22 protein-coding genes and 1 pseudogene are annotated in these 26,985 nt (G+C 39.9%); 4 read left to right on the plus strand and 19 right to left on the minus strand.

What is annotated here, in order from left to right:
* The 3 genes from G396_RS11350 to G396_RS0102930 all read left to right on the plus strand — a co-directional run.
* A partial coding sequence (locus tag G396_RS11350) for a transposase (protein WP_155857393.1) occupies window positions 1-373 on the plus strand: 373 nt, incomplete at its 5' end.
* Window positions 374-670: 297 nt separating this feature from the next.
* Window positions 671-823: a hypothetical protein gene (locus G396_RS11355; protein WP_155857394.1), complete on the plus strand. Its 153-nt coding sequence runs from the start codon at window positions 671-673 to the stop codon at window positions 821-823.
* 276 nt (window positions 824-1,099) lie between these two features.
* A complete protein-coding gene (locus G396_RS0102930; RefSeq protein WP_028125004.1) occupies window positions 1,100-2,086 on the plus strand; it encodes a polyprenyl synthetase family protein in 987 nt (328 codons plus the stop codon).
* Between the two features lie 258 nt (window positions 2,087-2,344).
* On the opposite strand, the gene cydC is transcribed toward G396_RS0102930, so the two are convergent.
* The 9 genes and pseudogenes from cydC to G396_RS0102975 all read right to left on the minus strand — a co-directional run bounded on the left by cydC (window position 2,345) and on the right by G396_RS0102975 (window position 13,858).
* A complete protein-coding gene (gene cydC / locus G396_RS0102935; RefSeq protein ID WP_028125005.1) occupies window positions 2,345-4,111 on the minus strand; it encodes a thiol reductant ABC exporter subunit CydC in 1,767 nt (588 codons plus the stop codon).
* Window positions 4,104-5,822 carry a thiol reductant ABC exporter subunit CydD gene (gene cydD, locus G396_RS0102940; RefSeq protein ID WP_028125006.1) on the minus strand — a complete coding sequence of 573 codons (1,719 nt, stop codon included), beginning with the start codon at window positions 5,820-5,822 and terminating at the stop codon, window positions 4,104-4,106. The genes cydC and cydD overlap by 8 nt, the downstream gene beginning before the upstream one ends.
* Window positions 5,812-6,837: a cytochrome d ubiquinol oxidase subunit II gene (gene cydB, locus G396_RS0102945; RefSeq protein ID WP_028125007.1), complete on the minus strand. Its 1,026-nt coding sequence runs from the start codon at window positions 6,835-6,837 to the stop codon at window positions 5,812-5,814. The genes cydD and cydB overlap by 11 nt, the downstream gene beginning before the upstream one ends.
* The gene (locus tag G396_RS0102950; RefSeq protein WP_006417810.1) at window positions 6,837-8,264 is read right to left on the minus strand and encodes a cytochrome ubiquinol oxidase subunit I; all 1,428 of its coding nucleotides are present in this window, start codon (window positions 8,262-8,264) and stop codon (window positions 6,837-6,839) included. Before G396_RS0102950 ends, cydB begins: the two co-directional genes overlap by 1 nt.
* A gap of 176 nt (window positions 8,265-8,440) precedes the next feature.
* A pseudogene (locus tag G396_RS10030) lies at window positions 8,441-9,649 on the minus strand (NAD(P)/FAD-dependent oxidoreductase).
* A 15-nt stretch (window positions 9,650-9,664) separates the two neighbouring features.
* Window positions 9,665-10,564 (minus strand): prenyltransferase, encoded by a 900-nt coding sequence (locus G396_RS0102960; RefSeq protein WP_028125008.1) that lies wholly within the window; start codon window positions 10,562-10,564, stop codon window positions 9,665-9,667.
* 472 nt (window positions 10,565-11,036) lie between these two features.
* On the minus strand, window positions 11,037-12,209 hold the full coding sequence (locus tag G396_RS0102965) for an ABC transporter substrate-binding protein (protein WP_028125009.1): 1,173 nt from the start codon (window positions 12,207-12,209) through the stop codon (window positions 11,037-11,039).
* 273 nt (window positions 12,210-12,482) lie between these two features.
* Window positions 12,483-13,325 carry an aldo/keto reductase gene (locus G396_RS0102970; RefSeq protein ID WP_006417896.1) on the minus strand — a complete coding sequence of 281 codons (843 nt, stop codon included), beginning with the start codon at window positions 13,323-13,325 and terminating at the stop codon, window positions 12,483-12,485.
* 281 nt (window positions 13,326-13,606) lie between these two features.
* A complete protein-coding gene (locus G396_RS0102975) occupies window positions 13,607-13,858 on the minus strand; it encodes a hypothetical protein (RefSeq protein ID WP_028125010.1) in 252 nt (83 codons plus the stop codon).
* Window positions 13,859-13,964: 106 nt separating this feature from the next.
* On the opposite strand from G396_RS0102975, the gene G396_RS0102980 reads away from it, so the two are divergent.
* On the plus strand, window positions 13,965-14,843 hold the full coding sequence (locus G396_RS0102980; protein ID WP_006417885.1) for a LysR family transcriptional regulator: 879 nt from the start codon (window positions 13,965-13,967) through the stop codon (window positions 14,841-14,843).
* On the opposite strand, the gene buk is transcribed toward G396_RS0102980, so the two are convergent.
* From buk to truA, 10 genes are all read right to left on the minus strand, one after another.
* Entirely contained in the window at window positions 14,844-15,920 is a 1,077-nt protein-coding gene (buk, locus tag G396_RS0102985) for a butyrate kinase (protein WP_028125011.1), read from the minus strand.
* 7 nt (window positions 15,921-15,927) lie between these two features.
* A complete protein-coding gene (locus tag G396_RS0102990; RefSeq protein WP_006417849.1) occupies window positions 15,928-16,836 on the minus strand; it encodes a phosphate acyltransferase in 909 nt (302 codons plus the stop codon).
* Window positions 16,837-16,850: 14 nt separating this feature from the next.
* Window positions 16,851-17,900, minus strand: coding sequence for a PTS sugar transporter subunit IIC (locus tag G396_RS0102995; RefSeq protein WP_028125012.1), 1,050 nt, complete (start codon window positions 17,898-17,900; stop codon window positions 16,851-16,853).
* 14 nt (window positions 17,901-17,914) lie between these two features.
* On the minus strand, window positions 17,915-19,327 hold the full coding sequence (gene lpdA / locus G396_RS0103000; protein WP_028125013.1) for a dihydrolipoyl dehydrogenase: 1,413 nt from the start codon (window positions 19,325-19,327) through the stop codon (window positions 17,915-17,917).
* Between the two features lie 7 nt (window positions 19,328-19,334).
* Window positions 19,335-20,654, minus strand: a complete 1,320-nt coding sequence (locus G396_RS0103005; RefSeq protein WP_028125014.1) for a dihydrolipoamide acetyltransferase family protein — start codon at window positions 20,652-20,654, stop codon at window positions 19,335-19,337.
* A 13-nt stretch (window positions 20,655-20,667) separates the two neighbouring features.
* Complete coding sequence (locus G396_RS0103010) at window positions 20,668-21,645, minus strand: alpha-ketoacid dehydrogenase subunit beta (protein ID WP_028125015.1); 978 nt, start codon at window positions 21,643-21,645, stop codon at window positions 20,668-20,670.
* A 1-nt stretch (window position 21,646) separates the two neighbouring features.
* A complete protein-coding gene (gene pdhA / locus G396_RS0103015; RefSeq protein WP_006417783.1) occupies window positions 21,647-22,753 on the minus strand; it encodes a pyruvate dehydrogenase (acetyl-transferring) E1 component subunit alpha in 1,107 nt (368 codons plus the stop codon).
* A gap of 16 nt (window positions 22,754-22,769) precedes the next feature.
* Window positions 22,770-23,765 carry a D-2-hydroxyacid dehydrogenase gene (locus G396_RS0103020; RefSeq protein WP_028125016.1) on the minus strand — a complete coding sequence of 332 codons (996 nt, stop codon included), beginning with the start codon at window positions 23,763-23,765 and terminating at the stop codon, window positions 22,770-22,772.
* A gap of 328 nt (window positions 23,766-24,093) precedes the next feature.
* Window positions 24,094-26,049, minus strand: a complete 1,956-nt coding sequence (locus G396_RS0103025) for a flavocytochrome c (protein ID WP_028125017.1) — start codon at window positions 26,047-26,049, stop codon at window positions 24,094-24,096.
* Window positions 26,050-26,209: 160 nt separating this feature from the next.
* On the minus strand, window positions 26,210-26,980 hold the full coding sequence (gene truA, locus G396_RS0103030; RefSeq protein WP_028125018.1) for a tRNA pseudouridine(38-40) synthase TruA: 771 nt from the start codon (window positions 26,978-26,980) through the stop codon (window positions 26,210-26,212).
* Window positions 26,981-26,985: the final 5 nt, after the last annotated feature.

Raw genomic sequence — 26,985 nt, forward strand, 5'->3', positions numbered from 1 at the left:
TCAAGTATGGGACTATTATAAAAGTAAAGCCAAAGAATACTTAGAAAGCGATTCAGGTTGCCAACTATATGCTCAACGTAAAATAGAAGTTGAGCCTGTTTTTGGTCAAATGAAGCGCAATTTTGGTGTACGAAGAGTTCATGTAAGAGGAAAAATTGGGGTTTCAAATGATATTGGAATCCTGTTAATGGCAATGAATTTAACCAGATTAGCAGAAATGATAAGAAGAAAAGGAAGGGGACCTCTTTTCTTTTCTTATATTTTATTAAAATTAATAAAAACCGAGAAACATCTCATCTTTTTGAAATGTTTGTCGGTTATTTTTGAGACTTTTTGCCCAGCCTCTTTTTTTGAAATAATTTTTCATTCTTAGAGAAGTACTTTGCAAATTTTTACAAACTACTAATTATTTCAATTTTTCCTAATGATAAAATTATGTGTTTTTTTATTGAATTTAATATAAACATAATGATCAAATATTGTTATAGCATTGATGTTTTTGCTTAAACAACTTATAATCAAGTTAGCGCTTACATCACGTTATAATCATTTTTGCTGGCCAGCAGATAGAAAAATCAAATGATGGATCCGCTAAGTATTTGAGAGGAATTTTTCTATGGTTAACAAAAAATTGACATGACTATCAACCCTAGCAATTGCAGCAATAACAATGACAAGCTTAAGTCCCAGCTTACCGCTCTTGTGGCAAGATAGTCAGCTGACCGCTGTCCTCGCCCAAGAATCTAAGGATGAAATCCCAGGCTACCAAGAAGATTTCTTCCAAGCGGTCAATAAGGAATATCTTGATTCAAAGGCTTCATAGAATTCATCAAAGTTCTGGTATCAAGGAAGGCGACCCAATGTATATGAAACCAGAAGATCGGATTATTTTCTGGTAGAATATACCTAAATTTAGCGTCTCTTTTATAATTTATACTCCCTTTTTGAGCGGGTCAGACTTAAGGAAATATTTTTCTTGGGTCTGTCCCGCTCTTTTTGGATAAATTTAAATCAGCCAATGAAGATAAATGCCAGTATCTAGCTATTTAACCTTAAATTCGGTAAAATAAAAGCAGAAGTTACTAAAGGAGAATCACTAATGGCATCCTATTTAAATAAATATCCCCACCTACAAGCAAATATTAAACAAGTCCAGGCTTTGATTGATCAACGTGTAGTGGTGGCCAACCCCCAAATCACCCAAGCTGTCCAAGCCCTCAACGCAGCTGGCGGTAAATTCCTCCGTCCTGCCTTCTTTTTTTTATTTACAGAATTTGGACCTGGGGTTAAAGATCACACTCAAAAAGAAAAACTCTTAAAGGTTGCAGCTTCTTTGGAAATTCTCCATATCGCAACCCTGATTCATGATGATATTATTGATGATTCCCCCCTCCGTCGGAGTCAGGTAACGATTCAAGCTAAGTTTGGTAAGGATGTTGCGGTCTATACGGGGGACTTACTCTTCACTATTTTCTTTGAACTAATCCTAGAAACCATGCAGGCCTCTGATTTCATGGCTATCAATGCCCAAGCCATGAAGAAAATTCTGATGGGCGAGCTCGACCAAATGCAACTCTATTATAAGCAAGATCAAACCATAGATGATTATCTCCAAGCCATTGCCGGTAAAACAGCCGCCCTCTTCGCCCTAGCAGCCCAAGAAGGAGCTTACTTTGGGGGCGCTGATAACCACGTGGTTGCTTTGGCTGAAACCATTGGATACAAGATTGGTATGGCTTTTCAAATCTTAGATGATATTCTGGATTATTCTGCTTCAGCCGAGACCTTTACCAAACCGGTCTTGGAAGACCTAGCCCAAGGCATCTACAGTCTCCCTCTCTTAATTGCTATAGACCAACACCCCGATTACTTTGGACCGCTCCTTAGCAAAACACAGACCATGACCCAAGCAGACATGGAAGCAGTAGCCAAAGGTGTGGTTGATTATGGCGGTTTGGATGGCGCCCGCCAGATGGCCCGGTCTTATACCCAAGAAGCACTAGCAGCCATCGATTCCTTACCTGATAACAAGTCCAAACAGACTTTAAAACAATTGACCCAGTATCTATTGAAACGTAAATTATAAGTAAGTGGCTCCTTGGTTTTTATGGCCAAGGAGTTCCTTTTTTATAAAAAATTATTATTCATTTGGACAGGCGTAGGCTCCTAGCGACTCATCTTGCCAAATGCTTGCGAAAACTCTATTCTTCGCAACGCTTCTTGCCAAAATACTTGCGAAGATTTATTTCTTAGCAACTCCTTAACTCAAAAACCCTAAAAAACACCAATCCCCTCAAAATGAAAAATCGTTACCAGCGAACTGGTAACGATTTTTGTCATAATATTAAACTAAGCCATCATCAATGGCCTTCAATTGTTGGTAACGGGCATTAGATTGGGCCAGGTCAGCCGGGGACCCTTCCATTTCAAGGACCCCATCTTCGATAAAGAGAACCCGGTCTACAGACTCAATCCCCTTCAAATGGTGGGTAATCCAAATTAAGGTCTTTCCTTCCAGAGCGACCATAAAGGTATCAATCAAGGCTTTTTCTGTGATGGGGTCTAAGCCCACCGTTGGTTCATCCAGCAAAACAATCGGTGTATCGGCCAGGAGAATCCGGGCCAAGGCCAGACGGTGGCGTTCGCCCCCAGAAAAACGGAGACCGGCTTCATCAACCATGGTATCCAGACCATGGGGCAGACTTTCAACCATCGGGTTCAGGCCGACTTGGTCTAAGACTTGCCAGACTTGATCTTCACTGGCTTGAGGATTAGCCAAACGAACATTATCCAGGATGGTTGTATTAAAAAGATAAGGTTCTTGATGGATAACGCCCATATAGGCGGCCATATGGTCACCTAAGGCTGCTACGGGGACTCCGCCTAAGTCAATTGACCCTTGACTAGCTGTTAGGTCACCCCGCATTAAGGCCGCCAAGGTAGATTTACCAGACCCGGACCGACCCAAGAGGGCAATTTTTTGCCCTTGAGGAATGGTCAAATTAAACTTTTGCAGAATAAGCCGGTCTGTGCCAGGATAGACAAAACTCAAATCACGAATGACCAAATCATAAGGAACTTGAGGTGTCTTATCAACAGTCAAAGTGTCTAGATCAAAACTGTCGTCCTCGACTTGAGGTAGGTCATTGAGCCGCACTAAAGAATCTGCATAGACATTGGTTTCTTGGACCGCAGCCGACAAGCCGGCAAAAGCATCCACAACCGGGAAAATAGCTAAGACAAAGGCCCCAATCCAGTTGGCGGCACCACCATGACTGCCGACAAATTGGTTAGACGCCCAGACCAGGGTCACCAAAGCCAAACCGCCATAGACCATTTCAAAAATAAAATTCCGCCGGTTATTAAAGTGCCGTAAGCCAGCTTGGACTGCTTGAAGCTTATCTTCATGCGCTTCATGGAGACTTACATATTCTTGACTCCGTTGGGAAAAAATCCAGTCGGCTATGCCCAAGACATTATCAGTTAAGTCAGTGTAAAGGGCATTTTTGATGGTTTTTTCCTGACTTTGTCGGGCCCCATTCGCTAAGACCGACCATAAAGGTAAGGCTAACAAAATCAGAGCAAAATAAAGTAAGACAAAAATAGCAAAGGGCAGCGATACAAAACCTAAAGCCACCACAATAAAGAAGTAAAGGATCCATGCAATAATGGTTGGAAAGATGGTCCGTAAGTATAGATTTTGGAGGTGGTTAATATCTTCAGCTAGCAGCCCCATCACATCCCCCAAACGATAATCGCGCTTGAGGAAAATAGCAATACCTTCTAAGCTTTGATAGAGTTTGAGTCGCAACTTAGAAGTCATCCGCAAGACCCAATTGTGGCTGGCCAAGCGTTCTAAATAACGAAAAACGGGGCGGCCAATCCCAAAGGCTCGGGTTAAAACAATCGGTACATAAACTAAGAGAATATTTTCTGGTTCCGATGCGGACTTAGAAATCAGGAAGCCTGAATTGAACATCAAGGCTCCACCCGCAAAGAAGGTTAAAAAACCCAAAAAGAGGGCTAAGCCCAAGATAAACCGGTATTGAGAAAAGAAGGGTTTGACCCACTGGTCCCCCTTTAAGTGGTTAAATAAAGGTATTTTAGTCATGGTCTCCCCCCATCGCATGTTTTAAGGCGTAAAAATGCCCTTTTTTATCCATTAATTGGTCATAGCTCCCCACTTCCACCATTTGTCCCTGGTCTAAGACTAGGATTAAATCCATTTGTTTTAACCAGTGGAGTCGGTGGGTCGCTAGGAAGACCAAGCGGTCTTCCATTAAAGGCAGCATTTTTTCTTTTAATTCTACTTCCGTTTCAATATCCAAATGGGCCGTAGGTTCATCTAAAAGCATAACCTTACGATCTTGGTCCAGGAAGGCCCGAGCTAAGGCAATCCGTTGGGCTTGACCACCTGATAGCGGTCGGGCCCCATTCCCAATCCGGGTCTCAATCCCTTGGGGCAGCTCTGCCACTAGGTCAGTTAATCCCACTACCTCAATAGCCTGGCGCACTTGGTCGTCACTGGCCTGACTTTGGTAAAAACGGATATTATCGGCTAAGGACATTTCAAAGACATAGGGACTTTGGGGGATATACAGCAATTGCTTCCGCCAATCCACTTGGTTGAAGTTGGGCAAGTCGCTGCTATCCATTTGAATTTGGCCCTGAGCCTTATCCAAAAATCCCGCCAATAAATTAATCAAGGTTGACTTACCTGATCCCGACATCCCAACCACACCAATCTTTTGGTAGCCTTGGACTGAGAGGTCCTTAATATCTAAGGCTATTTTGTCTCCGTAAGCCACTTGGAGGTCCTTTAAGTCAAGTTGACTTTGGTCAGACCATTCACCAATGGCCTGACTAGGCCCTTCAATGGAGTCTTGGTTCAAGATGGATTGAATGGCAGTCATGGTGTTTTTGCCATCCAGGGTAGCATGGTAGTCGGATGAAAAATCCCGCACAGGCAAAAAATAATCCGGCGCGATCACCAAGACCGTCAAGGCTGGTAGTAATTCCATATGCCCATTAATTAAGCGCAAACCTAACATCACCGCCACGATTGCAATCGACAAGGTAGTAAAAAAGTCTAGAGCAAAGGTTGACAGAATCCCAATACTCAAGGTCGACATGGTCGCTTTGCGGAAATCTTCTGACGTCTCATAGATTTTTTGACCGTAAGCTTTGGAAACGCCAAAATATTTCAAGGTTGCAATCCCCCGCAAGGAATCCAAAAAATGGTTGGAAAGAACTTGGTAGGATTGGTATTGTTTATCAGCTTTAGACTTGGCCGCTAAGCCTAGAATAATCATAAAGATAATAATCAAGGGAAAGACCGCTAATAGAATTAAGGCAGACCGCCAATCTAAGTAAGCCACGAAGGCTAAGATGACCCAGGGAATAATCGCCATATTCATCATCTTATTTAAAATCAAGTGTAGATAATTCTCCACTTGACTGATGCCATCCAAGGCCATGGTAATGACATTCCCAGACCCTTCTTTTTGCACGATTTGGGGACCTAAGTCAAATAATTTCTCCAATAATTGGGTCCGTAATTTTTTAGCCTGGTCGGCGGCATAAGTATCTAAGCGTTGATCTTTTACATAGTTAATTAAATGGCGGCCTAAATGGCTAACTACAAATAGTAATATAAATTTCACTTGAGCACCGAGACTTTGACCCAGCCAGAGACCCGTGATGGCCGCTGATAATCCAAAGGCTTGTCCAATGATAAAGAAAGCTTGTAGGATATCTAATCCTGCAAGCAATCCTAATAATTGTTTAATTCCGGACAAGCGCATAACGGCTTTATCCAGCATAATGATCCTCCCCAACCACCGGCATGGTCACTCGTTTTCTAAAGATGTAATAAGCCCATACCGTATAAGCTAAAACAAAAGGTAAAAGGGTCAAGGCAATAATTGACATTACCTTCAAAGTATAAGGAGATGAAGAAGCATTTTGGATTAAGAGATCATATTGAGCACCTAAGGATGAAATCATCACCCGTGGGAAAAGTCCTTGGAATAGCAAGACTACCACAGCGACTAATGAAAGACCGGAGCTGAAGAAGGCAATGCCTTCAGCCCCCTTAAAGGTTGCCCAATGGGCAATTAAGGATAGGACCACAATGATGACTAATAAGGCGAGCGTCATCACAGGGTGAAGACTTAAGAAATCCGTCTTAAAGGCTAAGAGTAAGGCAAAGGCCACCAAGCCTGCATATAAGACCCAATACAAGGCCTTCGCATATTGACGGGCGCGTTCTCTAATCGGACCTTCGGTCTTCAAAGCAATATAGTTCATGCCATGTAAGTAACATAAGAGGGTCATGGCAACACCCCCTACCAATGAAAAGAGATTAACATAATCGCCAAATTGGGCGGTCATATTACCATCTTGGTCAATCGGCATACCTTGAACCATGGCGATAAACATCAAGCCAAAGAAGAAAGGTACAATAGCAGAACCTATCGATAAGGTCCAATTCCAAATGTTTTTCTTAGCTGGGTCCACTTTATGGCGGAATTCAAAAGAAACGCCCCGAATAATCAAGCCAACTAGGATAATTAACAGAATTAAATAGAAACCTGAGAAAAGACTGGCATACCAATAAGGGAAAGAAGCAAACATGGCGCCCCCTGCCGTTAAGAGCCAGACTTCATTGCCATCCCAAACGGGACCAATGGTCTGTACCACTTGATCCTTTTCAGACTCACTATGGGCTAAGGTCTGAACTGCCATCCCAACCCCAAAGTCAAAGCCTTCAAGGAAGAAGAATCCTGAAAAGAGGACCCCAATTAGAACAAACCAAATAAGTTGTAGTGTTGACATTAGATTGTCCCCCTTCCACTAGCCATTTGACTTGGTGCTACTTGTGTTCCAACTAAATCTTCAAAGACAGGTCCCTTATCTAGTTCTCGTTTAATTAAGCCAATTAAAACAATGGCTAAACTAGAGAAGAGAATGAAATAAACTATATTTGAAATTAAGAGGGAGGTTACAGACACATTAGGTGAAACTGAATCAGCAATGGTGAAAAGTCCATAAACAGTCCATGGATAACGACCTTGTTCGGTAATGATCCAACCAAAGGTATTGGCAATAAATGGTGCAAAGGTCATTAAGAAAGTGAGTTTCAACATCCAAGGTTTTGAATAAAGAATTGGATTTTTCTTACGAGTGAAGAATAAGCCTAAGCCAGCTACTAGAATCATTAAGGCACCAAAACCTGCCATCAAGCGGAAACCATAGAACATAAGGTTAACCATTGGGTAATAATTATTATCATCCCCATATTGGGCGACCAATTCTTCATTGGCTGTATTCATTCCTTTAACTGAACCTGAAAGTGAATGGTAAGAAAGAATGGAAAGCATATAAGGAATCTTAATGCCAAATACTTGTTTCTTTTGGGCTTCATCGGCCCAGGCAATGACTGACCAAGCAGCGGGGTCACCTGAATCTTCATAATCCCCTTCCATAGCGGCAAATTTCATAGGTTGGTCTTCAATTAAGGCTTGCATTTGTAAGTCACCTGAAGCCACTGAAGCTAAAGAGCCGGCTAAGGTTAAGACCAAGCCAAGACGTAAGGATTTTTTAAATAGGTTCGATTCTTTAAGATCGCTGGTTTTTACCTTCAAGAGTTTAAAGGCGGATAAACCAGCCACTATGGCCCCACCTAAAGTAAAGGCCCCAAAAATAACATGGGTGAACTCATAAATAAATTGTGGATTGGTCATTAAGGCTGGGAAGTCTGTCATTTGGGCCCGGCCGTTAATAATTTCATAACCCACAGGGTGTTGCATAAAGGCATTGGCCATGAGAATCCAGGCTGCTGATAAGAGTGACCCAATAAATACCAACCACATAAAAACATTATGTAATTTAGGACTGATTTTTTCATTGTCCCAGGTAAACATCCAAAGACCAATAAAAGTTGATTCCATAAAGAAGGCTAAGAGGGCTTCAACTGCTAGCGGCGCCCCAAAGATATCTCCTACAAAGCGGGAATAGTCAGACCAGTTCATCCCAAATTGGAATTCTTGGATAATCCCAGTCACTACCCCTACAGCGAAGGAGAGTAACATAATGTTCCCCCAGAACTTGGTCATAGTTTTATAGACTTCTTTTTTTGTGACCACGTAAAATGTTTCCATAATAGCTACTGCTAAGGCCGTTCCAATTGAAAATGGCACGAAGAAGTAGTGAAAAATCGTGGTCATGGCAAATTGAAATCGTGCAAGATTTTCGATTGTCATGTTTTTTCCTCTTTTCTGAAAAATCACTCTAAGCAAGTTGGGGAGTGGACAGGAAGTGACATTACCTAATTGTCACTTAATCTGCCTGACTCCCTCACTTAAAGTATATTTAATATTCCTAGTTAGTCCCACGTTTAAATCAAAGTCGAACAGAAGATAGGTATATTAATTCATTATTAATGATATAAGTCAAACCGACCTTTGGCAAAGACTTCTTTAAGTCCACCAATATCCATTAAAGACTTATTCATAATAATTTTCTTCATGAATGAAGCTGGATAACCCTTAAGATTGGTTGACCCTACAACGCCTAAGCCGCGAGTATTACCCACTGAAGCCACGGTTCCGGCAGACTTAAAGGAGAAATTTTCAGTCGCTTGACCTTGCAATTGATGGTCTAAGTTCTTAGCCACATGCTCACCCATGGCAATGGCGATTTGGGCAGTCGTTGGGAATGGACGGTCAGAAGACTTATCCATAAAGGCTGCCACATCACCAATAATATAAACACTATCATGATCTGGATCACGCAAATCATCTGCAACGATGACACGACCACGACGAGCCTTGAAGCCAGAATCTTCCATAACTGGGGAACCTGACACACCTGTCGTCCAAACAATGGTTGAAGTGGTGATACTTTCCAGTTCTTCACTGTCCTTGGATGTGCTATAGAGCACTTTACCTGGTTGGATTTCTTTAATCATACAACCTAATTTTAATTGTACATCTAATTTGTCTAATAAATCGATGGCATAGTTAGCCATTTCTTCTTTAAACATTGGCAAAATTTTAGGAGCTGCTTCGACACAAATAATTTGAATCTCTTTAGGATCGACGCCCGCAATTTGCGCATAACGAGCACGTTCGTCCACAAAGGCACCGGCTAATTCAATCCCAGTAAAGCCCGCACCACAGATTACTAATTTTAAATCATCTGGATCTTTAGTGGTTTGATAAGCTTTCATCCGGTCTAAAATATGATTATGAACTGCTTCAGCGGTATCAATATTAACCATTTGTAAAGCATTCTCCATGGCCCCTTTAATACCAAAGGTTTCAGAAACAAAACCTAAAGCAACCACCAGATAATCATATTTAATTTGACCTTGAGCTTTTAAAGTTACAACTTGTTGGTCTTTATCAATATGGGTTACTTGGTCTTGGATAAACTTAACCTAATTTGAATGAATCACATCTGCGATTGGATAAGATATTTTATCACGGTCAACAGAACCAGCTGCCACTTCATGGATTTCAGTTGCTTCGCAGTGATAATCATTCATATCAACTAGGGTAATATGGAAGTCACCAGACTTCTTTTGTAAACTTACAACTGTTTTGAGACCAGCATAACCGGCACCTAAGACTACTATTTCTTGCATGTTCAACATTCTCCTTTAAAAAATAATTCCTAAAAAATAAGTAAGACAATGAATACTAGAACCGAAAGCCAAAATCTTAACTGCACAAATAAAAGTTTGACTTTTGACTTGCTTATGATAAAGTTGACTCGTTTGTTTAATCACAAATGGGACCAAAAGAAACGTAAGTAAAACAGATATAGGAGCTAAGCCAAAATAATATTGAAAAAATATTGCAACAAATGCTAGGCAATTATTAGCGATAAAAAGTCGCAAAGACCAAGGAATCCCCAGGTAATGGACCAAAGTATAACGGCGATTGGCTTCATCCTCGGCTTTATCACACAAGTTATTAGCTAACATCAAGTTAGCAATCCACAAGGTGTTAGGCAGAGCAATGAGGGCAAGCGAAGCTAGACTAGTCAAGGACCAGGTAAAATGTGGATAAACATTCAGATAGACACAGATTAGACTGATCATAAAACCCATGGTAAAGCCTGAAAAGAACTCACCTAAAGGCAAGGACGATAAGGGGCGTGGCCCACCTGAATAGAGGAGTCCGACCGCATAGCAAAAACCCCCCATAATCAAAATAGGAAACCCCACAAAATAGGCTAACACTAAACCAATCAAAAAAGAAATGACTAAGAAACTATACATTAGGCTTTGGACTCGCTTAATCGATAAGTTCTCACGTCCAATAATGTTGGTCTGACGCTGGTAATCTTGATCAAGGGCACGATGATAGTCATTATAATTATCCCAAATATCAACAAACATATTAAATAAGAGCATGGATATAAAAAATAAAAGTAAATACACCAAATTCAGATGGTGATAAAAATAATAACTATAGCAAAGGCCAATTAAAAAAGGTAAGACACTGGCAGTTTTAGCTTTCATCTCAACAAGTTCTAAGAAGACCGCTAGGGTCATGGCATCCCTCATTTCCAATTATAAAGTAAGACAAAGTGTCACTTCTTCCTTAATCATTATAAAACAAAATCAGGTCACTGTTAAATGAATTAAGTCAAGATTATAAAAAAATAGTGATTACTTTTAACTTTACCCTTGTGAAAGTATATTCTAATCCTCCCAGCTATATTTATCTATTTAGGAGGGTATCGTCAGAAAAAAATAAGTCCACTTATAAAGCTTAAAAATAAGTGTTATTTGATGTTATATTTAAGCTTTTTACCTATTTTTATTCTATAAATATTAAGACAAGCATAAAAAAATACCACTACTATTCCCTGAAGCTTTGGAAGCAGTGGTCTTTATTTTGTGAAATAAAGCTCATTTTATAAAACTATTAGCTGAACTTATAGAAAGTGTAAAAAACTTATATAGTATCTATCCCTTCCGATGCATCATTTTCAGGTAGAAACTTAGTCCAAACACCCTATTTTCAATTTGATTTTGAATCGGACACTTCATAATTATCGGCAGCTACAACTTGTCCTTCTTCTAGTTGAACTACTATAGCTGTTTTTAGAGGGTTATGGTTTTCGTCCATGGTAAAAGTTCCAGTTACTCCATGATAGTCTTTAGTTTGGGCAAGGGCTTCTTTCACCGCTTGTGGCTCAGTCGTACCCACCCGTTCGATGGCATCCATTAATACCATGGCCGCATCATAGCCTAAAGCTTCAAAGGCACCGGGTTCTTTTCCGTATTTATCCTTAAACGCTTGGATAAAATCTTGAACGGTTTTATCTTCTGAAACGAGGGAGAAATGGTCGGTATAGTAAATTTCATTGGCATATTCATTGCTTGCTAATTGAGTCAGAATTTGACTAGAATAACCATCGCCGCCTAAAATCGGTGTCTGGATGCCTAATTCACGGGCTTGGTGGATAAATAAACCTGCCTCAGTATAATAAGTCGGCATATAAATCACATCGACATCCTGGTTGAGTAACTTAGTGATAATCACTGAAAAATCAACATCCCCCGCAGCCATACTATCTTCTAGCACGACTTGACCGCCTAGGGCCTGGAATTTGGCTTTGAAATTGTCAGCCAAGCCTGTAGCATAATCTGAAGTAGTATCAACCACTACCGCAGCCTTCTGAGCTTTTAGTTGGTCATGAGCATAGCCAGCCGCCGCAATCCCTTGATAAGAGTCCGCAAAACAAACCCGGAAGAGATAGTCTAAAACTTTGCCTTGATCATCCAAGGTAATCGTATCACCAGTGGCGGCCGGTAAGACTGTCGGAAGCTGGCCCTTAGTAATCAAAGGAATCTCAGCTTGCGCATTGCCTGTCGTTGCTGGGCCTACAATCCCAACCACTCCTTCAGTCACTAAACGTTGGGCAACGGAAGCAGATTCGGTCAGGTCTGACTTATTGTCATAAACTACTGCTTCAACTAACTGTCCATCGAGGAGACCTCCATTTTGATTGACTTGGTCGATAGCTAAGTCTAATCCATCCTTCATGGCTTGACCATAGGCAGCTGCCGCCCCTGATAATTCATAATTACCGCCGATTTTTATGGATTGAGCCGCTAGGGCCGTTTGGCCCCCTACTAATAAATAGACTAGCATAACTAGTCCAAACTGAACTAATTTTTTATATGACACGTTTTCCCCTCCTATGAATATTGTAAGTATAATCAACTGACTTTACTAATTCAATTTAATCGTAAAATAATTTTAAAAATTATTTATTAAATGAATGTTTGCGATAAGTTGCGAGTCTCTTTTAACTTGTCTCTTGGTCTAGGAAAAATGTGCATTGTAACTTTTCAATGCACACGCCACATATTTTCCCTCTTGTTACTAGGAAATATACAAAAAAGCCAACTCTTTTCTGTAAAAAGGTTGGCCTAAATCAATCATACTTAACTTTTATTCCTAGAAATCTCCTTTATCAGGATCGGTCATTTCAACAATACCTTCCAAGTGATTCAAGCGTTCAATATCTTCTGGGCTTAAATCAAAGTCAAAAATATTTAAGTTTGACTTGATATTAGCCGGTGTCTTAGACCGTGGTAACGGCAAGAAACCATGATGAAGTGACCAACGTAGACAGATTTGAGCAACCGTTCGGTCATATTTAGCAGCCATTTCTTTCAAGGTTTCATTTGAGAAGGCACCACCTTTACCTAGTGGAGAATAGGCTTCAATCTGGATCTCCTTATCTTGGCAGTATTTAACTAACTCATCTTGGGTCAAACCAGGAGACAAGGAAATTTGATTCACATGAGGCACAACTTCAGCAGTCTTTAATAATTCTTCAATATGGTGAATTTGGAAGTTAGAAATACCGATGGCTTTGATTTTACCCTCTTTATAGAAATCTTCCATTGCCCGCCAAACTTCTTTATTCCGTTCTTTCCAAGCATCATCTTCCCGGAAAGCTTTTGGATTTGGCCAATGGATTAAAAGTAAGTCTAAGTAATCCACTTGTAGTTTTGCCATAGAACGTTGGATAGAACTATAGGCTTCTTCATAGGTGCCACGGGTATTCCATACCTTAGTGGTTAAGAATATATCTTCCCGGTTTACCCCTGAGTCAATGATTGCCTGACCTACACTCTTTTCATTACCATAGGCTTGGGCTGTATCAATATGGTTATAGCCATATTCTAAGGCCTTTGATACTGAATTATAGGCCATTTCTCCTTCTTCCAGCTGCCAGGTACCGAAGCCTAATTTTGGAATTTCAACACCGTTACTTAATTTATAAGTTTCCATAAAACCGCCTCTTTCTATTAATCATATTTTAATTTTAACATAGCGCTTTCATAGACACTAGAAATTTGAATTGCCTATATTATTTTATTTTGCTCTAAATATTCAAGGTCTAACTCTGCTATCCGCTCAATAGTATAATTATCCATAAGCGCATCAACATAATAATCCCCCGCTGATAACTATGCATAATCATTATTTAGGAAAACATGGATTTGCCATTTATCTTGATAATAGACGAGAGTTCCTATGTGTCGCAAGGTGTTATCTCCCCCACAATTAAATCAATCTTCAAAAGAACGAATCTTAACCCGATCATACTCAAAATAGAAATGATTCGACAAATTTTTCATTTTTTTACCGTCTATTTCCATTTGGCGCATAAATAATATTTGCTTGTTTTCCAAATAGAGGGGAGAATCTTGACTCCCTTCAAACCCAGAATTATCACCACCAAGTTCTAGGGCCTTTTCCTTAGAATAAGTCAAACTCTGTTTGTTTATATCGAACCACCGATAATTTTGATTTAAATTCATTGCAAACTCCTTATAAATTTATGAATTTCTATTTATGAATGAAAACGTTTTTGTTAGAATAATAAGTGTAATATAATTGATAATTTTCTTAGAGGAGTGGGCACGATTGAATATACAACATATAAAATACTTCATTGCTGTTGCTGAACACCGCAATATCTCTAAAGCAGCTCAAGGATTATACCTCTCTCAACCTTCACTTTCCCTTACGATTAAAAATTTAGAAGCTGAACTGGGTAGCCCCTTAATCTATTATAAAAACCGTAAAATGTATCTTACAGATTTTGGTGAATATGTTTTTACTGAAGGTAAGAAAATTCTAGAAAACTATGACACCTTTGTCGAAAAAATTAACAATTTTCACCAACAGGTTCCCCAAAAAATTGCGATTGGGTCAACCAACTTATTTGTCTTACAACATCAAGAGAAAATTGTGAAGTTTATTGATTCTACGCCTGAAGCTGAAATTCACTCGATCCAAACCGGTTCAATCCATTTGCAGGATATGCTAGTTCAGGAAGAAATTGATCTTGGACTCATCTCTGATCCCATTGTACTTCCCAATATAGTCATTGAACCGCTCAACATTGGTTACGATGTCAGTGTTGTTATCTCAGCAGACAATCCTCTAGCCGCTCAAGCTAAACTCCAGTTTAAAGACTTAGAAGCACTTAATTTCTGTGTTCTAAGTGAAGATTATGTCTTATCAAATCGCTATTTAATTGAACGGGGTAAAGAAAATCATTTTGAACCCCATATCTCCTTTATTCACAATGATTGGGAGATTCTAGTCCACTATACTAAACAATTAAAAGCCGTCTGCCTTTTACCTTCAGCACTTGAAAGTAATTGTGTGGTAGACGGCCTAAAATGGATTCCGCTGGATGATCCAATAAATTATTTTCCAGTCAATGTAGCATACTTAAAAGATAAGAAACTTTCAAAATTAGCCCTAAAGCTAATCAACTGTTTAAAAGAAGATTAATTATTTCTTCATGGCCTCTTCCAAAGAAGAGGCTTTTTCTATACCAGTGATGACACGGAAACCACCTTTAGCAAGCGCAATGGCTTCAAACTCACCCGCGTAAATTTTAAGAGGAGCAATAAAATTAACCCGCTCTTCTATTAATTGGCATAAATAATCATAATGGGCCATGCCACCCGTTAAAGCGATATAGTCAACTTTACCCTTGAGTGAAACGGCTAAAGTAGCAATACATTTAGCCAATTGTAAAGCAAAGGCTTGAATCACTTCATCGGCCTCTTGATCACCTTGCTTAACTCTATCTTCAATTTCTCTTAAATCTTTGGTGCCACAAAGAGACTGTAAGCCCGCTTCAGCTCTAACTTTCTTGCTAAGCTCCTGAACCCCTAATTCTTTGGCTAATTTTAAGACTTCTTTTACAGGTAAGCCCCCAGAACGTTCGGCCGAAAACATAATTTCATCATCAGTAACAAAGTCAACAATATCTCCTTGAGTATGGGCTGAGGCAGTTGCACCCCCACCAATATGTACAATAATCAAATTAGCTTTGTCATAGTCCAAACCATTATCACTGGCTAAACGACGCGCAACGGCTCGCATATTGAGATGATGTCCGATACTCTTACGTTGAATTTCTTTCAAGCCTGTATATCGCGCGATTGGCATCATTGAGTCAACTGTGACTGGATCATAGATTAAAGCTTGACATGACTCATTACCAAAATGATCACGAATGGCCGCAGCTAAACCCGCACCTAAATTTGAAGCGTGTTCTAGCACTGGATGGTTCTTCAAATGATCGATTAATTCAGCATCGACTTTAATCGCTCCAGCTTTTACAGGGCCGATGAGACCCCCACGCCCCACAACCGCATCAAGGTCTTGGCTGATTCCATGATTTTCCAAGAGTACCTGGATATCTTGGTAGCGTATCTCAAATTGATCATAAATCTTAGCATAATCTTTTAATTGATCAGGTGTATAGATGACTTCATCTTTCCACACAAGATCCGTATCTTCAAAATAGGCAATCTTGGTTGAAGTGGCACCCGGATTAACGATTACTATTTTCTTCATATTATCCCTACTTACTAGCATTCATTATAGTTTGGGCCAATAAAATGGAAGCATATTTTTCTTCTGCACTGGCAGATCGAGAGGTCAAAATAATTGGCACCTCTGCCCCCATGATAATCCCCGCCATCATAGCTCCTCCAAATAAAATCAAGGCTTTACTAAAAGAATTACCTGTTACTATATTAGGAACCATAACAATATCAGCATCTCCTTGAATTTGACCCGCGTAATTCTTTTCTTTAGCGATGTCCGGTACTAAACTAATATCAGTCGATAAAGGACCTTCCACAATTTCCGGACGGTTAGCATAATATTCCGTCAATTGTACTTGAATATTTGATGAAGCCAATTTAGAAATAGGCTCTTCTGAGGCAGATAATAAAGTGACTTTTGGATTTTGAATCCCTAGACTTTGAAACACCTCAATCCCATGTTGAATAATAATTTTGCTATCTTCAAAATCAGGTTCTAAAGCCATGCCACCGTCAGTAATTCCAATTAACCGGTCTAGTTTAGGAACATAAAGTACAGCAACATGGGTTAAAAGTTGGCTTTTACGAATCCCATTTTCTTTATTCACAACTGGTTTTAATAGGCGACCTGTCGACAATTTACCTTTCATAATGGCTGAGATTTTATTTTCTTTTGCTAACTTCACAGCTGCTTGACTGGCCTGATCATCATCCGCTTGGTCGATAATCTGATAGCTTTCCGCAGGTAAGTCATATTTTTCAAGTAAGCTCTGTAACTTAGCTTGATCATCAATCAAATACACAAAGGTATCACCGCGATGAATGGTATCTTTAATACATTCTAAGACATGGTTATCAGCTGCTTTCACCACAGCTAAAGTCAGTTTTTGATTATGACTGGTATTTTTTTCATAACTTTCTTTAATTGAACTTACTAAAGTCATAATTCAACTCCTTACTAAATATTTAAGAAATAATCTTGTTCAGTTACAACAGGTACTACCTTGGTAAATACATACTTAAAGAGAATACCAAAGGCTATCGGTACAACGGCAAATACGATTAAAGTAATAATAATATTCATAAATGACCAACCACCTGCAGCGAGATTCAAGTGATTAATTGGCCCTACTAAACCAGAGAAACCAAAGCCCGCACTCATTGGGGTACCTTGAATATTAAAGAGACTTGCCAGAATACCACAGCATGCTGCATTCGCAATAATTGGAATAAGGGTGGCTGGTTTTTTAACCACGTTTGGCATAGACATTTTGGGCGAACCAATGAAATGCGCTAAACTGGTTCCTTTTGAATTTACATTCCAACCCATAATGGCTAAACCAAAGCCACAAGCACAAATCCCAAGGTTAGCTGCACCAGACCCAACGCCTGCTAGTGAGATTGCCAGTGCAATCCCTACCGTCGTAATCGGAGAAACAATTAAAATGGCAAAAATTATCGCAATTAAAATACACATAATAAGTGGTTGTAGGTTTAATAAGGAGGCGACCCCTTGTCCAATTACAGTGGTAATCATTGATACATAAGGTAAGAGTAAGCGCCCGACGCTCCCTACAACAACGAGTAATAGGGCAGGAATTACTAAAATTGTATAAGCTTTGAGCTTATTCCCAATCCAAAGAATAATAGCAGCACCAATTGCAGCTGTAATCCCCATATTAATAATGTCACCCGTTCCAGCAATTGCTAGACTACCTTCATTTATTTGAACGGCACCTGAAGCGAACATAGTTGCTAAACCTAATGAGGCTGACTGAATTGGATTAAACTTAAAATTCATCCCAATCATGGTCCCACAAACGAGACCCATCATTGAATTAGACATTGATAAAGCAGCGGCCACCATCGCCAAGCTTGGCATATTTGGGACTAAAGCTTTGACAATTTCACTTAATAAAGCGCCTGGGATCAATACAACGACTGCCCCGATAGCTAGCCCATTAAGCACATTCATTAAAAACTGTTTTCCAGAAATCTTTTCATCCATAGTTTTTCCTCTTTCTATTGATGAATACCTTGTCCTAATAGGACTTCACTTGTATCCATAATGGCTTCACCTAATGATGGATGATTATGAATCGTTAACACGATATCTTCTGCCGTCATTAAGTTTTCAATCGCCAGGGTCACTTCACCGATTAATTCGGCAACTTCTTGACCAACCATTTGAGCTCCTACAATCCGCTTGCTTTCTTTTTCAGAAATTAAACGGATAAACCCTTCGGTTTCATTTTTTGATAAGGCTCTCCCATTGCCTGCAAAATGGAAGGTCGCTTTTTTAACTGCCATGCCTTTTTCCTTAGCTTGGGCTTCAGTCAAGCCAACCACTGCAATTTCAGGACTGGTATAGCAAACAGTTGGAATCACTTGATAATCCACTGCTGCACCCGCGTCGCCTGCGATGGCGGCTGCTGCCACTTTACCTTCATAAGATGCTTTATGGGCTAAAGCTGGGCCAGCAACAATATCACCAATGGCATAGATATGGGCTTGGTTGGTTTTTCCTTGTTGATCGACAGGAATAAAGCCTCTTTCATCCACTTTCACACCGGCTAACTCCAGACTCAAGTTATCGGTGTTGGGTCTACGACCTACCACTACAGCTAACATATCGGCCTCAATGCTTTGTTCTTGGCCCTCTACTTCATAAACCACTTTAAGACCGGCATCTTGGTCTTGAACTGATTTTGCTTTGGCATTGGTAATAATTTCCATGCCCACTTTTTTAGCATAGTTTAAAACAGGTTTAACTAAGTCTTTTTCAAAGGCATTTAGGACAGAGGTCATCCCTTCTAGAACAGTTACCTTAGAGCCCAAATTAGCATAGGCTAAGGCTAACTCCATGCCGATATAACCGCCACCGACCATAACCAAGCGTTCAGGTAATTCTTTTAAATTTAATAATCCCGTTGAGTCTAATACCTTATCTGAAAATTCAAAGTTAGGAATTTGAATCGGACGACTACCTGTCGCAATAATACAATTATTGAAAGAATAGGAGATTCCTTGTTCCTCACCCTGCATCACATGCAGGGTATTGGCAGAGGTAAAGAAGGCTTCACCTTCGACAATTTCTACTTTATTTTTCTTCAACAAGCTACGTACACCCTTAGTTAAGGTACTTACAACCGTATTGTTCTTCCAGTCTTGCATTTTTCCAAAGTCTAACTTAGCCGGTTGATAGGAAATCCCATTCGGTGTCTCAGATAGTGTTTTGACATAATCATGTCCGGTTGAAATTAAAGCCTTAGAAGGGATACACCCTTCATTAAGACAAACACCACCGACATGTTCTTTTTCAATAATAATTACTTTTTGACCAAGTTGAGCAGCGCGGATGGCGGCTACATAGCCACCAGGTCCTGCACCAATCACAATTGTATCTGCTTCTTTACTAAAATCACCAACTACCATTTGCTTATCATCCTTCCGCTAATAATAAATCTGGGTTGTGTAAATATTCTTTCAATTGGTTAATTGCTTTTTGAACATACACTCCATCAACTACCCGATGGTCAAAGGCAAACGATAATTTCATCACTGGTTTAAGAACTGGGTTACCTTCTTCATCTGGTAAAAATACTTTTTCAATGCGGCCAGGAGCAAAAATTGCCACTTCAGGTTGGTTAATCACTGGGGTTGACCATACCACACCTGTTGCAACACCAGCAACATTTGAAAGGGTCATTGAGCCGTGGTTCATATCCTTAGTGGTTAATTTACCTTCATTTGCTTTTTGTGATAATTGGCTCACTTGTTCAGCAATATCAAAGAGACTTAAGCGTTCTGCATTGCGAATCATCGGTACAAATAAGCCAGTTGGCGTATCGGTAGCTACCCCGATATTGTAATAATTATGGTAGTAGACTTCGCTTTTTGCCAAATTCATTGAAGCATTTAAATTAGGGAAACGTTTCAACATGGCCACCAAGGCTTTGACAAAGTAGGCCGTATAAGTCAACTTAATATCTTTTTCTGCCGCAATAACTTTCAACCGATCGCGATGTTCAACTAACTTAGATACTTCAACTTGGTCAAAGACAGTCACATGCGGAGAAATTTGTTTACTTTCAACCATTGCCTTAGCAATCGCTTTACGGACAGCAGGAATTTTCTCGATTCGATCTGCTTGGCTGTCATTGGATTGGTCTTGATAAGGTAGAACCTTGCTGTCAGATACCGGATTAACTACTTCAACCTGAGTTTCAGCATGTGTCGGTTGACTGGTTTCTCCCTCAAGTGATTGCGCTTGTGGATTTTCTAAGTATGCATCGATATCTTCAATGGTTACCTTGCCATGGTTACCCGTACCTTGAATATTTGCTATATTTACCCCTTTGGTCCGGGCATATTTTCTAACTCGAGGAATAGCCATCACACGAATATTATCATTGACTTCAATGACTTCAGCCCCAGATTTTGCTTTAGGTTTTTGTGGTTGTTCTTCGGTTGACGCTTGCGGTGCTTCTGATTCAAGCCCATTTTCTTCCGTTGGACTGGCACTGCCTTCGGTTTCAATATCAGCTATCGGCTTGCCTACTATTCCCATTTCCCCTTCTTGAACGTGTAGTTTACGGATAATCCCTGACACAGGTGATGGCAATTCTACCACTGCTTTATCAGATTGGATTTCTAAAAGAGGTTCATCTTCTTCAACATGGTCTCCTTCTTTAAAAAACCATTGAACAATTTCGCTTTCGTAGGTACCTTCACCTGCGTCTGGCATAATAAATTGATACATGTTTTCCCCTCCCTTAGAATTCAATAATTTCTTTTGCTTTAGCAATGATATCTTGGCTATTTGGAATCCATACTGATTCAGAGGCACCAAAAGAATAAACCGTATCTGGTCCAGAAATACGTTCAACTGGTGCATCTAATTCCATAAAGCAACGAGTTTGAATATCACTCACTAATTGGCCACCAATACCGCCTGATCTTTGTGCTTCTTGAACCACTAAAGCCCGGTGAGTTTTGTTAACAGACGCTTCAATCGTTTCATAATCAAATGGGGAAACCGTTCTTAAGTCAACTACTTCTGCTTCAATACCTTCTTTGGCTAATTCTTCGGCTGCTTTCATAGCTTCCACAACCATAGCTCCATAAGCGATAATTGAAATGTCTTTACCCTCTTTAACAATATTTGCTTTATCAAGCGGCACTGTATAATAACCTTCTGGCACTTCATCTTTAACAGAACGATAGAGTTTTAGATGTTCCATAAATAGGACTGGGTCATTAGATTCTACCGCTGAAATGATAAGCCCTTTGGCATCATAAGCGGAAGAAGGAATGACAATCCGTACCCCAGTTGCTTGGGAAAGTAGCCCTTCAATGCTATCTGAATGCAACTCAGGTGTATGCACACCTCCACCAAAAGGCGCACGAATAGTGACTGGCATTTTACGGGTACCACCATAACGGTAGCGGTAACGAGAAATCTGAGCCACTAAGGCATCCATTGCTTCAAGATAAAAACCAGAAAATTGTAATTCTGGAATTGGGCGGAAACCAGTTGTTGCTAAACCTATCGTAATGCCTAAGATTCCTGATTCAGCTAAAGGTGTATCAAAAATCCGTTCTTCACCGAACTCCTTTTGTAGGCCATCTGTTATCCGAAAGACCCCACCATTTAAACCAACATCTTCACCATAAATTAAGATCTTGTCATCTTTTTTTAGGACTTCACGTAAGCCTTCAGTAATTGCTTGAGCTAAAGTTAATACGGTCATATTAATTCATCTCCTTTTGTTCATAAAGCTTGATTTGTTCACGGATAATTTGTGGTTGAACTTCATACATATGTTTCAATAAGTCTGATACCTTCATTGCAGGCTCTTCAGCCATTCTAGCTAAGGCTTCTTTGACATCTTGTTTACATTGTTCAACGATTTTTTCTTCATGGTCTGAATCCCATAAACCTTTCCCTTTAAGGAATACCCGCATCCGATGAAGTGGATCCTTTGTCCGCCATTCTTCAACTTCATCATCTTGACGGTAACGTTTCGGATCATCTGACATGGTATGTGGACCAAAACGATAGGTTAAGGCTTCAATAAGGACAGGACCATTTCCTGCTAAAGCATATTCTCGTGCTTGCTTAACGGTCGCGTACATTGCCAATGGATCCATCCCATCCACTTGTACTGAGGCGATACCCACACTAACACCTTTTTGGGCCAAAGTTTCAGCTTTGGTTTGCTTAGAAATTGGTACTGAGATTCCATAGCGATTGTTTTGAATAATCGTAATTAATGGAGCTTTATATACGCCCGCAAAGTTAATCCCTTCATAGAAGTCACCTTGTGACGTTGCAGCATCCCCACAATAGGCCATAACAACATTTTCTTTTCCTTGTCTTTGGTATCCCATCGCTACGCCAGCTGCTGGTAGAATAGTTCCACCTACGATAACTTGAGGCACAAAAGCTTGGAAATCTTCATCAAATTGATTCCCAGCAACATGCCCTTTGTACCATAAAAAGCCTTTATAAAGAGGAAGACCATGTAAGGTAAGCGCACCGACATCACGATAGGTTGGCGCAAAGAAGTCACCATCATGCAAGGCTGCCATAGTAGCGATTTGACTCGCTTCTTGCCCTCCCGCTGGGGCATAGTTTCCAAGAGCTCCTTGACGATTTAAGATAATCGTTCTTTCGTCTAAGGTTCTTGCCCATACCATATATTCCATAATTTTAACTAATTCTTCATCAGTTAGACTATCTACCGTTTTTTGATCGAGAATTTTTCCATCCTTATCCAATACTGAAACAGTTTCAAATTGGTCTTTATATTTTTCAATATTTTTCTTGAAGTCCAAAGAACTTAGCTTAACTGTCATATTAATCTGTCCTTTCTTAATTCACACGATTCTTAGTAGTGCCAGTATTAATCACATCGAGGGTTGCCTGTAATCCACCTTCAACCAAATTCTTAACAGCGGTATCGGTGTAATAAGCAATATGTGGGGTAAATTCAATTTTTTCATGGTCTAAGATTCTCTTAAACATATCATCCTCAATTGGCTTATTTGACCAATCTTTAGGAATATAATCGCCTTCAAATTCATAAGTATCCAAGGCTGCATGTTCAATTTTTCCACTATCAAGGGCATCAATTAGGGCTTGGGTGTCCACCAAACCACCCCGAGCCATATTTACGAAATAGGCGTCATCTTTCATCTTGGCAAACATATCCGCATCAAAAAGATGATGATTTTCCTTAGTCAAAGGCATTTGTAGAACAACCACATCAGCATCTTTAATCGTATCTTCGACTGAATCTTGGTAGTCAACAAAATCTCGAATTTGGTCATTTGGATACAAATCGAAACCTAATACTTTAGCACCAAAACCATTAAATAAACGACCAATAATTTGACCAATCCGACCTGTTCCTAGAATTGCCACTGTCATCCCATGCATAGTTTTAGCACGAATCACTGGTTCCCATTTAAAGTTTTGATCTTTAACCCGATGCTTGATTATATTAACTTTACGAACCATCATCATCGTTGAAGTAACCACGAATTCTGCAATGGATTCAGGTGAGTAAGATGGAACATTGGTAACAATAATGTCATTGGCGGTTGCTAAATCCAAATCATACATATCGGTTCCAGCAGAACGTTGAGCAATTTGTTTGATGCCTAGTTCATGGAGCTTTTCGTAGACAGAAGCTTCTGGTGCAACAACTTGACTTAAGGTAATCCCATCTGCTCCAGCTGCTTTTGCGACACTGGCCGTACTTAAAATATCTTCAACAAACTCAATTTCTACATCATTTTCCTGAGCCCAATTTTTAGCAATTTCAAGCTCTTCTTCTTTTGCAGAAAACATTACGATCTTTTTCATTATTTTCCTCCTAGGTTTCTTAATTCCGAAAGCGCTTTACAAATATTATATTAAAGTTAAATAATGCGCTTTCAAAATATATATAAGGTATAGATGTATAAGAAAGTTTTATACTTACCCTAAATATGACTTATAGTTAACCTGTTATAGTGGTGATGCTATTTATCCATCTTAATTCCCCCTATTCACTGAAGGAAAAATCAGTTGAAATTAATCGATTCCCATTAATCCACATAAAAAAACGCCAAGCCATTCAGTCAGTAAAGGTATGCTCTAAATCTGACTAAATGAATTAGCGTTTTTGCTTATTATTTAATTTTAGAAATTACTATTTCACAACTTCCTTACCAGCAATCCGACCAAAGGTCATAATATCTGCAATAGCATTACCACCTAAACGGTTCCCCGCATGGATACCACCGGTTGTTTCACCAACCGCGAATAGACCAGGTATTACTTGACCATCTTTATCTAAAACTTGGGTTTTAGAGTTGATGGCAATACCACCCATGGTGTGGTGAACAGAGGGTGACCGTGGTGTCGCATAGAATGGACCGACATCAATTTTACGACCAAAGTTGGTCTTACCAAAGTCAGGGTCTTCCCCTGCATCAATATAAGAATTATACTTATCAATTTCACTAACCAAGGTTTCAGGATCTGCCCCAATTTGTTCAGCTAGTTCTTCCAAAGTATCGGCCTTATAGATAGATTTACTTGCAATTAAATCTTCGACCTTATCGCCCCAACCATTCTTACCATCTTTGATACCCGCAGTTTCTTCATCACAGATGATATAGAAAGTTTGATCAGGTTGTTCTAAAGCTGCTGCTGCTAGAACATCACGTTCTGAATATTCATTGACAAAACGTTTACCTTCGCCATTGAAAAAGACTTGGTCTTCAGCAGACCCCCAAACACCACCACCAAGAGAACCAGTACCTGGTTGTGAACTTGGCATTAATTGAATAAATTCCATACCAGTGGTATCTGCATCAACAGCTTGAGCCATCACAATCCCATCACCCGTAATGTTAGGTGAGTTGGTGGTACCCATATCTAGAGGAATATCTTCCCAATAATTATTATATTCTTGACGCATTTTAGGATTAGCCCCAAAACCACCGGTAGCAATAACAACCCCTTTATTAGCTTTCAAGGTTAGTTGGCTACCATCTTTCTTACTTGCTTTGACACCGACAACTTTGCCATCTTCTTGAATGAGTTCTTCACCCCTAGTTTCAAGTAAAATTTGTACTCCGTTTTCTTCCGCCTTATTCGCAAATGGGGTTACGATTCCTTCCCCAATCCCTTTAACTAAGACATGAGACCGTGGCCATAAAGCCCCTAAAATAGTAGAGGTTTGATCAGAAAATTCAACTCCATTATCTTCCATCCAATGAAGGGTATCCAAGGAATTATTCGTTAAAGTTGTAACCAAATCATAGTTTCCTGAAATTTCTTTTCCATCTTTGTCTTCCCGTTTACCTCCAATATAAGTATGGATGGCATGTAGTTCCGGTGAGTCAAAGAGATAGGTTTCGCCACTGTCAAAATATTCCTTAATTTGGCCTTGTAATTTTTCAAAAGTTGGAGCGAAATCACCATAATTTGCTGGGTCATCTTCCAAATAGCCTTGTAATTGTTCCTTCAGGGTATCCGTAATTTCTTGGTTTTGTTCCCGGTCAGGATCATAAGTATTAAAACCAGCTCCAGAAATTAAGGTATTCCCACCGACTGCGATATTTTTTTCGATTAAGATAACTGAAGCGCCTTCTTCAGAAGCAGAAACGGCAGTAGCTAAACCAGCTCCACCCCCACCAATGACAATGACATCAGCTTCCATTTCTTCATCATCTTGGGCAGTTGTTTCATTTTTTCGTTCTTTTAAAGCATTGATATTCCCACCAGCTTGAGTTAAACAATCCGTTACGGCAGCTATTAAAGCCCCTGTTGACTTACTTGCACCTGAAACTGTATCTACCGCTAAGGTTTGTTCATTTTGGATGGTTTCAACTAACTTATCAATCGACACATTCCCTAAACCTTCCGTTTCTTCGTGGTTCACCTTGATAGATTCGATGGTATCTTCACTCACCGTCACTTCAACCTCTACAGGACCATGGTTACCTTCCGCACTCGCCTTATATGTCCCTGGCGTAAATATAACCCCATCATCCCACTTGGTTTCTGCCAGTGAGCTTTGGTTACTTTGAGATAATATAAACAAGCCTACCACTAGGATCGCACTCAACGTCAATAGCCATTTCAACGTATTCTTCACAATATTTCCTCCTTCTAAAAATATAATAATTATTTCACAAGAAGAATTATATAATATTTCCACAAAATTCCCAATAATTTTTGAAAACGTTTTTTTCTTTTCGTAAAAATTTAATTTCACGGTATATAAATAAAACCCCGTTAAAAACGGGGTTTTATTACTATTTAAAAATATCCTCTTTATAATCCACCCGGTAGAGATATAAACCTGATGGATCTGCGGTCGGGCCAGCCTGGTTTCGGTCTTTGACTGCCAACAAACGTTTAAATTCATCTACAGGTTTCAAACCATCGCCAATCTGCAACAAAGTTCCCACAATAATCCGGACCATATTATAAAGAAAACCATTACCAGCAATCATAAACCTTAATTCCTGGTTAACTAGGTCCTCTTCAATTGTAGCAAATTTAATCGTCCGCACCTTATCTTCCTTATCCGAATGGGTCGAACAAAAAGAAGTAAAGTCATGCTGACCCACTAAGTCAGTTAAGGCTCTCTGCATCTTGCCTAGATCATAGCGATAAGGATGGTGCAAGGTATAAAACCGTTTAAAGGGATCGGGATAGGCTTGGGTATCAATCCGATAAAGATAAGCTTTACCGATAGCATGGTAACGAGCATGAAAGTCCAGCGCCACCTGGCTGACTGCTACAACCCGAATGTCCTTATTTAAAATAGAATTTAAAGCCTTGGCCAAAGCTAGAGGATGAATTTCAAAATCCAAGTCAAAATGCACCACTTGCCCCAAGGCATGAACACCCGAATCGGTCCGACCAGAAGCCACGGTCAAAACGGGATGATCAGCTGGCCGCTTAGCCAACTTCAAAAGGGCTCGGTCAAGCTGGGCTTGGACGGAAGGTCCATTGGGTTGAACTTGGTAGCCCACATAGTTACTGCCATCATATTCTACTTTAATTGCATAGCGTGGCATAAGAC

Source organism: Eremococcus coleocola DSM 15696 (assembly GCF_000428865.1).
Taxonomy (GTDB): Bacteria; Bacillota; Bacilli; order Lactobacillales; family Aerococcaceae; genus Eremococcus; species Eremococcus coleocola.

Coding starts and splice junctions, on each gene's coding strand:
- G396_RS11355 (WP_155857394.1), top strand. CDS start 671: ATGACAAGCTTAAGTCCCAGCTTACCGCTCTTGTGGCAAGATAGTCAG.
- G396_RS0102930 (WP_028125004.1), top strand. CDS start 1,100: ATGGCATCCTATTTAAATAAATATCCCCACCTACAAGCAAATATTAAA.
- cydC (WP_028125005.1), bottom strand. CDS start 4,111: ATGACTAAAATACCTTTATTTAACCACTTAAAGGGGGACCAGTGGGTC.
- cydD (WP_028125006.1), bottom strand. CDS start 5,822: ATGCTGGATAAAGCCGTTATGCGCTTGTCCGGAATTAAACAATTATTA.
- cydB (WP_028125007.1), bottom strand. CDS start 6,837: ATGTCAACACTACAACTTATTTGGTTTGTTCTAATTGGGGTCCTCTTT.
- G396_RS0102950 (WP_006417810.1), bottom strand. CDS start 8,264: ATGACAATCGAAAATCTTGCACGATTTCAATTTGCCATGACCACGATT.
- G396_RS0102960 (WP_028125008.1), bottom strand. CDS start 10,564: ATGACCCTAGCGGTCTTCTTAGAACTTGTTGAGATGAAAGCTAAAACT.
- G396_RS0102970 (WP_006417896.1), bottom strand. CDS start 13,325: ATGGAAACTTATAAATTAAGTAACGGTGTTGAAATTCCAAAATTAGGC.
- G396_RS0102975 (WP_028125010.1), bottom strand. CDS start 13,858: ATGAATTTAAATCAAAATTATCGGTGGTTCGATATAAACAAACAGAGT.
- buk (WP_028125011.1), bottom strand. CDS start 15,920: ATGAAGAAAATAGTAATCGTTAATCCGGGTGCCACTTCAACCAAGATT.
- G396_RS0102990 (WP_006417849.1), bottom strand. CDS start 16,836: ATGACTTTAGTAAGTTCAATTAAAGAAAGTTATGAAAAAAATACCAGT.
- G396_RS0102995 (WP_028125012.1), bottom strand. CDS start 17,900: ATGGATGAAAAGATTTCTGGAAAACAGTTTTTAATGAATGTGCTTAAT.
- lpdA (WP_028125013.1), bottom strand. CDS start 19,327: ATGGTAGTTGGTGATTTTAGTAAAGAAGCAGATACAATTGTGATTGGT.
- G396_RS0103005 (WP_028125014.1), bottom strand. CDS start 20,654: ATGTATCAATTTATTATGCCAGACGCAGGTGAAGGTACCTACGAAAGC.
- G396_RS0103010 (WP_028125015.1), bottom strand. CDS start 21,645: ATGACCGTATTAACTTTAGCTCAAGCAATTACTGAAGGCTTACGTGAA.
- pdhA (WP_006417783.1), bottom strand. CDS start 22,753: ATGACAGTTAAGCTAAGTTCTTTGGACTTCAAGAAAAATATTGAAAAA.
- G396_RS0103020 (WP_028125016.1), bottom strand. CDS start 23,765: ATGAAAAAGATCGTAATGTTTTCTGCAAAAGAAGAAGAGCTTGAAATT.
- truA (WP_028125018.1), bottom strand. CDS start 26,980: ATGCCACGCTATGCAATTAAAGTAGAATATGATGGCAGTAACTATGTG.